The following is a 6,384-nucleotide window of genomic DNA, read 5'->3' on the forward strand; positions in this document are numbered from 1 at the left end:
ACGATGGCATCCCCAAACGGACCTTTGCGCGTTGGAATCGGCGGCCCCGTGGGCGCGGGCAAAACCACATTGACCGGGGCTTTGGCCAAGGCTTTGTCAGAGACTTACTCGGTCGCGGTGATCACAAATGACATCTACACCCGCGAGGATGCGGAGGCGTTGATGCGGCAACAAATCTTGCCGATGGAACGCATTCGCGGCGTGGAAACCGGCGGTTGCCCGCATACGGCAATTCGCGAAGATGCCTCGATCAACTTGGCCGCCGTGGCGGATTTGAATGCGGCGTTTCCAGATCTCGATGTGATTTTGATTGAAAGCGGCGGCGACAATCTGGCCGCGACCTTTTCGCCGGAACTCGCGGATTTGACGATCTATGTGATCGACACCGCCGCTGGACAGGACATCCCACGCAAACGTGGACCGGGGGTGACGCGGTCTGATTTATTGGTCGTGAACAAGGTCGATCTTGCCCCCTATGTCGGCGTCGATCCGGCACTTTTGGAGGCAGACACCAAACGCGCGCGTGGCGGGCGGCCTTATATCATGGCCTCGATGCGCAACGGTTTGGGCGTGGCCGAGGCGGTGCGGTTTGTCGAAGACGAGGGCGGGTTGGGATAGGCGTAGGGCTAGGCGCCCAGCCCCTCAGCCTCTTTTTCCCACGGCAATGTCACGCCTTTCTCTTCCAAAGCGGATGTCGCAGTTTGCAACGCACGGCGGAACCGGCGCGCGCCGGGGCGGGTTTTGACAACATGGCGGCATAAAAGCGCGGTTTGCATCGGGCGATTGTCTGGGGCCAATTCGCCCAAGAGCCGCCGCAAATAGCCCAAATGTTCGCGCCGCATGCGCAACGCCTGTGTCATCCGGCGTTGATCGAGAGTGCCCTGCATCGCGGCCACAAGGATCGGCGCCAGAGCCCCCATTTCCATCATTTCAAATTCCGGGTCGGTCCCAAACAGGCGGCAGGGGACGCGGCTGACATGCGGTTGATGAAACAGGGCGGCGTGTATTGCGTCCAGTTCGATCTTTGGATCATACAGGATAAACACCCGATCTGCACCATCAACCATATTTGGGGCAAAGCCATAGCGGGAGGTGAAATCCATCCGCCGAGTGGCCGGGAAACGATGATCCCAGGACGCCAGACGGCCATCCAGTGTGGCTTGGGGCGCAATGGCGATCACGGTCGCGCCGGGGGCAACTACGGAATAGGCGGCTGCGGCGTAACCACAGGCCCCGGCACCGTAAAACACCACCTGATCGAAATCCTCAAAAAAGCCTTCGTCGACGAGACGGTCGAAATAGCGGGTGATTTCAGGCGCGCGGAACCAGACGTTTTTGGGGTCGGGGCCATGGGCGATCAGGGTGAGGGTGGACCAACCGTGATGAGCGGCCAGCATCATCCCGTGCGGGTAGCCCAGATCGGTGCGCTCTGTTGCGCGTTCATAGGTGTCAAAACACACCAAGAGTCGAGGTTTTTCATCCAAGAACGCAGCCGAGAAATCGGAGCCGAGCGGCTGATAATAGCCGAGCTCTTCGGACAGATCTTCAATCGCGTCGCACCATTCTGCGCGCGAAAAATCGGAGATGTCTTCTAAATCCGCCACGGCCTTTTGCAGGTCAGTCTCCAGATCGTCCATCGTGCGGTTCTCTCCTTGCGTCGCTGGTTTGGCCGGTTGTCTCGCCGGTCCATTGCCTCTGCGTCATGGTCTTTTTCGCTCACCACAACGCGCCTGTCTGCCTCGCGACCCCGCCCGATTGTGCGATTGGCTGCGTGAGATCAGAAGGCGTGAATTTGGTTAACGATCTGTTATCCAAATAGGGTGTTTTGGCGGCGATCAAAAGAAATTCTCTGGGAGATACGCGGACTGTCGCCAATGGCGAAACGATGTGCGTTCCGTCAGCGTTTTGGTGACGGCACGCTAAGAATTATGGCAAAAGAATGCGCGCAGATGCAGCGTTTTGGTTGGGGATGGGGTGGGGATTGCGACTCGCTGTGGCTGTGCGATGCTCTGCGTCGCAGGGCCGCGCTCGTGTCGCGGGTCAGCCTAAAATGATGCCAATCGTCACCGCACCCAGACCAATGGCGGAAATCATCAAGGCGATAAGATTCAGCGCCACGACTTTTTGCAGGCGCGCGCGGATGTCTTCGTCAGTGCCGCCGAGTTTTTTGGCCTTCAAAGCCGCGATGATGCAATAGATCAACAGCGCCACGCCCGAAAGCGCAAGGGCTGCGCCGGTCCAAATCAACCACTCCATCTGACTCTCCTTTATCTGTCCAAAACTCTCGTGGCTTTCGCCTAGCGGCTTCGGTGACATGAGGCAAGTCTGAGGTGGCAAAAGAGCGCCGCTTTGCATGATCCGAAGGCTTGCTTTGGGGCATCCGGGCGGGTAGGGATCAGGCTCATTTCGACATTTGCGCATCAGGAAGGTCCCGACATGATGGACGACGAATATACCCCCGGCCCCGACAGCTCTTACCGTGTCACGGCAGAGGAGCTGCGCCAGTTCATCGAACGCTTTGAGCGTCTTGAAATGGAGAAAAAGGACATTGCCGATCAACAAAAAGAGGTGATGGCCGAGGCCAAAGGCCGTGGTTACGACACCAAAGTGATGCGTAAAATCATTGCTTTGCGCAAGAAATCCTCGGATGAAATCGCCGAAGAAGAGGCCATTCTCGACATGTATAAAGAAGCGCTGGGCATGAGCTGAGGCGTGGTTTTGTGACCCGGCGCTGGGGCCAACGGCTTGTCCTGTCTCTGATCGCATTGAGTGCGGGCTTTGGGATTGGGCTTTTGGCGCTTGGCTTTACGCCGGTTCTCGCCGCGTTTTGCCCCGGATGTTTTGGCTTTCAAACCATTGGCCCAAATGTGTTCAGCGAGGCCAATACCCCGGCGGCGGATCAGGAGATCCTGCGCCGTTTGAGCTTGGCCGAAGCGCGGGTGAGTGCGGCGTTTGGACCGATGGCGGTCGAAAAACGCCCGCGTATTTTCCTGTGTTACACCCAGACCTGCAACACCGTCATGGGCGGGCACCAAACCCGTGCCCTGACCTATGGTGCGCAGTTGTTTTATCTGGGCCCGAGCGGGCATGACACGGAAATCATTGCCCATGAATTGGCCCATGTGGCGCTGCACCGCCAGATTGGCGTGCGCGCTATGCGGTATTTCCCGGCTTGGGTGGACGAGGGCATCGCCACCTATGTGTCGCGCGATCCGCGTTTTGATTTGAACCCGTTGAGCTGTGATCCGGGGGCGGGGGCTTTGCCGCAAACGGCGGCGGAGTGGCGCCACTCAGATGGCGCGCGCGAGGCGGTGTTTTATGGCAAGGCCGGGTGCCGTGTGGCGCGGTGGGTCAGGGCGCACCCGGTCAGCGGTCTGGAGGGGTTGATTGCGGTGCATCTGGCGGCTGGTTGACACCTCGCTTGGGCAGCGTTGCGTCATAGTGTGTCACGCGTTGCGTCAGGGGGCGATAAAATGCACGCCTTCCATCGTTTCGATCAGATCGAGATCGTCCTCGTAAAGCTCCGTCAGACGTTCGATCAAAGCCTCATCCCAACCCGGCAGATCAATTTCTTCCTCAAGCGCGTCTTCGTCGACGTATTTGTCGAGAAAAGCCGTCAAAATCCGCCGCCGTTGCACTTCGTTTTGCGGTCGATGGGTGTTGAGATAGGTGCGCAGGCGTTTCATGCCCTCGCGTTTCATGATCGTCGCCAAAATATCAAGCCCGCCTGAGATCGGCACCATCGGCCCGATCCCGGCGATGTCCCGCATGATCTGTGCCCAGGTCAGCGGTGTGTCCTCATAGGCGAAACAGGTGACCGCGGCATTCGGGCAGGATTTGCGGATCAGGGTCAATACATCCGACCAACGCAGGCTCTCAAGATCGGTAGTGTCGATAAAGCTTTCATAAGTCAGATTGGGGCCGCATTGGCTGAATGCGGCGGGGATAAACGTCGCCGGATTGCGCAGGCCGATAAAGAATTCGACCTCATGATCGGCAAAGACATTGCACAGCCAAGGCAATTTGAAACTGGCCTTTGTGTACAATCTGCCCTTGTCAAAGATAAAGGCGGGCAGGCAAATCACATCCTCATAGCTCAACACCAGCCGGGTACAGTCATCGCTTTCAAGCATCTGGTCGAGCAACATCTCCTGAGTCTCGGGCGTGGCGCGGGCACTTTTGACCTTGCGCATCACGTCGGGGAGCACGTCGCGGTAGAGCGACGGGTTCGGCACGGCAACGCCATGATCGGCCAAAACGGCTTTGTTTTTCAACAGCCCGCGCATGAGTTGCGCCCCATTGGTGCTATGTGCCCCGATATGGATGGAGATAATCATGGGTTTGGCTGCTTTCCTGTTCTGCTCTGATCGAGTGCCTTTCCACAGCCGCCCGGATTGGCCCCCCGGTTTGGCCCCCGGTTTGGCCATGGTGCAACAGTGCCCCTCTGTCACCGCTCTGTGGCGGTGTTTGAGACGTGTCCCAATATAGGCAGTTTTCTGGACAGGGAAACCGATTTCGCTTATGGCTCCGGAATGACCGACCAAATGACTCAGTTTCCGCCGCAACTCCCCCCCTGTTCCGAGGCTCAGCCCGAGCCTCGACCTGAGCCTCGGCATGGCGCGCTCACCCGTGTGTCCAAGGTTTCACCCTGGTCGGTGGGGGCCTTTGTGATTGCCGCCGTGGTGTTGATGCCGCTTATGGCCGTGATCTGGATCGCCTTTCATCCCAGTGACAATATCTGGCCGCATCTGTTGGCCACGACCTTGCCACGCTATCTGGCAACGACGGCATGGTTGGCCTTTGGTGTGGCTGCTTTGGCGGGGGCTGTGGGGACGGGGGCGGCGTGGCTGGTCACCATGTATCGCTTCCCCGGCTCGCGCGCGCTTGAGTGGTTGTTGTTGTTGCCCTTGGCGATCCCGGCCTATGTCGGTGCCTATGCGTTGGTCGATTTCTTTGAATATGCAGGGCCGGTTCAAACCCTGATGCGTGACATCTTTGGTTGGCAGAGCGCGCGCGACTATTGGGTGCCGGAGATCCGCTCTTTGGGCTCCGCCATCATCGTTCTGGCCGCCGCTTTGTCCCCCTATGTCTTTCTTATGGCGCGTGCCGCTTTTCGCGAACAATCCGGCTCGGTTTATGAAACCGCGCGCGCGCTGGGGGCGGGGCCTTTCGCGCGGTTTTTCCGCGTTGGCTTGCCCTTGGCACGCCCGGCCATTGCGGCGGGCACGGCGATTGTGATGATGGAAACGGTCTCAGACTACGGCACGGTGAATTATTTCTCGGTCCAGACGCTGACCACCGGCATTTTCTCCACATGGCTTGAGGGCGGCAACGCGGGCGGTGCGGCGCAAATCGCTTCGGTGGTGTTGGTTGTGGTGTTCCTTTTGGTCGGTCTTGAAAAAACCTCGCGCGGGCGGGCGCGGTTTCATTCCGGTGCGCGCCATCCCCGTCCGATTTCTCAGATTCAACTGGTTGGTTGGCAGGGGCTTTTGGCGACGTTGTTATGCGCTGTGCCGTTCCTGATCGGTTTTGTGTTGCCTGTGTCCGTCATGGGCTATCACGCGTTGGGCGAGCCGGATCAATGGCTGGCCCCGGGGCTTTTGATCGCGCTCAAAAACACCTTGGTCGTGGCCGGGTCTGCGGCGGTTTTGACCGTGCTTGCGGCGCTGTTCATGGTCTACGGCGTGCGCATGACCGGGCGCAAATTGCCGCGGATGATCCTGCCTTTGACCACGCTGGGTTATGCCGCCCCTGGTGCTGTTTTGGGCATTGGCATCCTGATCCCGCTCGCGGGCCTGGACAATATCGTCGCCGATGCGATCGAGACGATGACCGGGCGCGATGTCGGCCTGTTGCTCACCGGCTCCGCCTTTGCCATCGTGTTGGCCTATATGGTGCGGTTTTTCGCCATCGCCCAAGGCGCCACCGACGCGGCCATGGGGCGGGTTGCACCCTCCCTGCCGATGGCGGCACGTTCGCTGGGCCAAACCCTCGGCGGGACGTTGCGCCGGGTCTATGTGCCACTGATCCGCAGCTCTGTCGGCACAGCGCTTTTGTTGGTCTTTGTCGATTGCGTCAAGGAACTCCCCGCCACGCTGCTGCTGCGCCCGTTCAACTACAACACGCTCGCCACCCGTGTGTTTGAAAAGGCTTCGCTCGAACATCTCGAAGAAGCCTCGCCAGCAGCCCTTTTGGTGATTTCCGTGAGTTTGCTGGCGGTGATCCTCATGGCCCGCTCAGAAAATGCCGCCGATTTGACCTGACGGGGCGTGTCAGCGAATTTTCCGTCACAAATCGCTTGCACCCGCGAAACCCAACGCTTAAATGAGCGCCGTGTGCCCCTATAGCTCAGCTGGTAGAGCAACTGATTTGTAATCAGTAGGT

General features: G+C 58.9%; 7 protein-coding genes. 4 read left to right on the forward strand and 3 right to left on the reverse strand.

Translation table 11 applies throughout. The features are described from left to right. The first annotated feature begins 3 nt into the window (after window positions 1-3). Window positions 4-618 (forward strand): urease accessory protein UreG, encoded by a 615-nt coding sequence (ureG, locus tag C8029_RS11020; RefSeq protein ID WP_009570808.1) that lies wholly within the window; start codon window positions 4-6, stop codon window positions 616-618. Window positions 619-626: 8 nt separating this feature from the next. Here ureG and C8029_RS11025 read toward each other — a convergent pair whose 3' ends face one another. Both C8029_RS11025 and C8029_RS11030 read right to left on the reverse strand, forming a co-directional pair. Beyond that, window positions 627-1,637, reverse strand: coding sequence for a phosphoadenosine phosphosulfate reductase (locus C8029_RS11025; RefSeq protein WP_152002908.1), 1,011 nt, complete (start codon window positions 1,635-1,637; stop codon window positions 627-629). A gap of 403 nt (window positions 1,638-2,040) precedes the next feature. Continuing rightward, on the reverse strand, window positions 2,041-2,256 hold the full coding sequence (locus C8029_RS11030) for a hypothetical protein (RefSeq protein ID WP_009570806.1): 216 nt from the start codon (window positions 2,254-2,256) through the stop codon (window positions 2,041-2,043). 180 nt (window positions 2,257-2,436) lie between these two features. On the opposite strand from C8029_RS11030, the gene C8029_RS11035 reads away from it, so the two are divergent. Both C8029_RS11035 and C8029_RS11040 read left to right on the forward strand, forming a co-directional pair. After that, a complete protein-coding gene (locus C8029_RS11035; protein WP_009570805.1) occupies window positions 2,437-2,709 on the forward strand; it encodes a DUF2312 domain-containing protein in 273 nt (90 codons plus the stop codon). Window positions 2,710-2,720: 11 nt separating this feature from the next. Next, window positions 2,721-3,413, forward strand: a complete 693-nt coding sequence (locus tag C8029_RS11040; RefSeq protein ID WP_152002909.1) for a hypothetical protein — start codon at window positions 2,721-2,723, stop codon at window positions 3,411-3,413. Between the two features lie 45 nt (window positions 3,414-3,458). Here C8029_RS11040 and C8029_RS11045 read toward each other — a convergent pair whose 3' ends face one another. Next, on the reverse strand, window positions 3,459-4,337 hold the full coding sequence (locus C8029_RS11045; RefSeq protein WP_009570803.1) for a hypothetical protein: 879 nt from the start codon (window positions 4,335-4,337) through the stop codon (window positions 3,459-3,461). A 351-nt stretch (window positions 4,338-4,688) separates the two neighbouring features. Here C8029_RS11045 and C8029_RS11050 point away from each other — a divergent pair, with 351 nt between their 5' ends. Beyond that, on the forward strand, window positions 4,689-6,263 hold the full coding sequence (locus C8029_RS11050) for an ABC transporter permease (RefSeq protein WP_226946306.1): 1,575 nt from the start codon (window positions 4,689-4,691) through the stop codon (window positions 6,261-6,263). Window positions 6,264-6,384: the final 121 nt, after the last annotated feature.

Origin of the sequence: Roseobacter sp. TSBP12 (genome assembly GCF_009129705.1) — a bacterium.
GTDB classification, from domain to species: domain Bacteria; phylum Pseudomonadota; class Alphaproteobacteria; order Rhodobacterales; family Rhodobacteraceae; genus Celeribacter; species Celeribacter baekdonensis_A.

Coding starts and splice junctions, on each gene's coding strand:
- ureG (WP_009570808.1), top strand. CDS start 4: ATGGCATCCCCAAACGGACCTTTGCGCGTTGGAATCGGCGGCCCCGTG.
- C8029_RS11025 (WP_152002908.1), bottom strand. CDS start 1,637: ATGGACGATCTGGAGACTGACCTGCAAAAGGCCGTGGCGGATTTAGAA.
- C8029_RS11030 (WP_009570806.1), bottom strand. CDS start 2,256: ATGGAGTGGTTGATTTGGACCGGCGCAGCCCTTGCGCTTTCGGGCGTG.
- C8029_RS11035 (WP_009570805.1), top strand. CDS start 2,437: ATGATGGACGACGAATATACCCCCGGCCCCGACAGCTCTTACCGTGTC.
- C8029_RS11045 (WP_009570803.1), bottom strand. CDS start 4,337: ATGATTATCTCCATCCATATCGGGGCACATAGCACCAATGGGGCGCAA.
- C8029_RS11050 (WP_226946306.1), top strand. CDS start 4,689: ATGCCGCTTATGGCCGTGATCTGGATCGCCTTTCATCCCAGTGACAAT.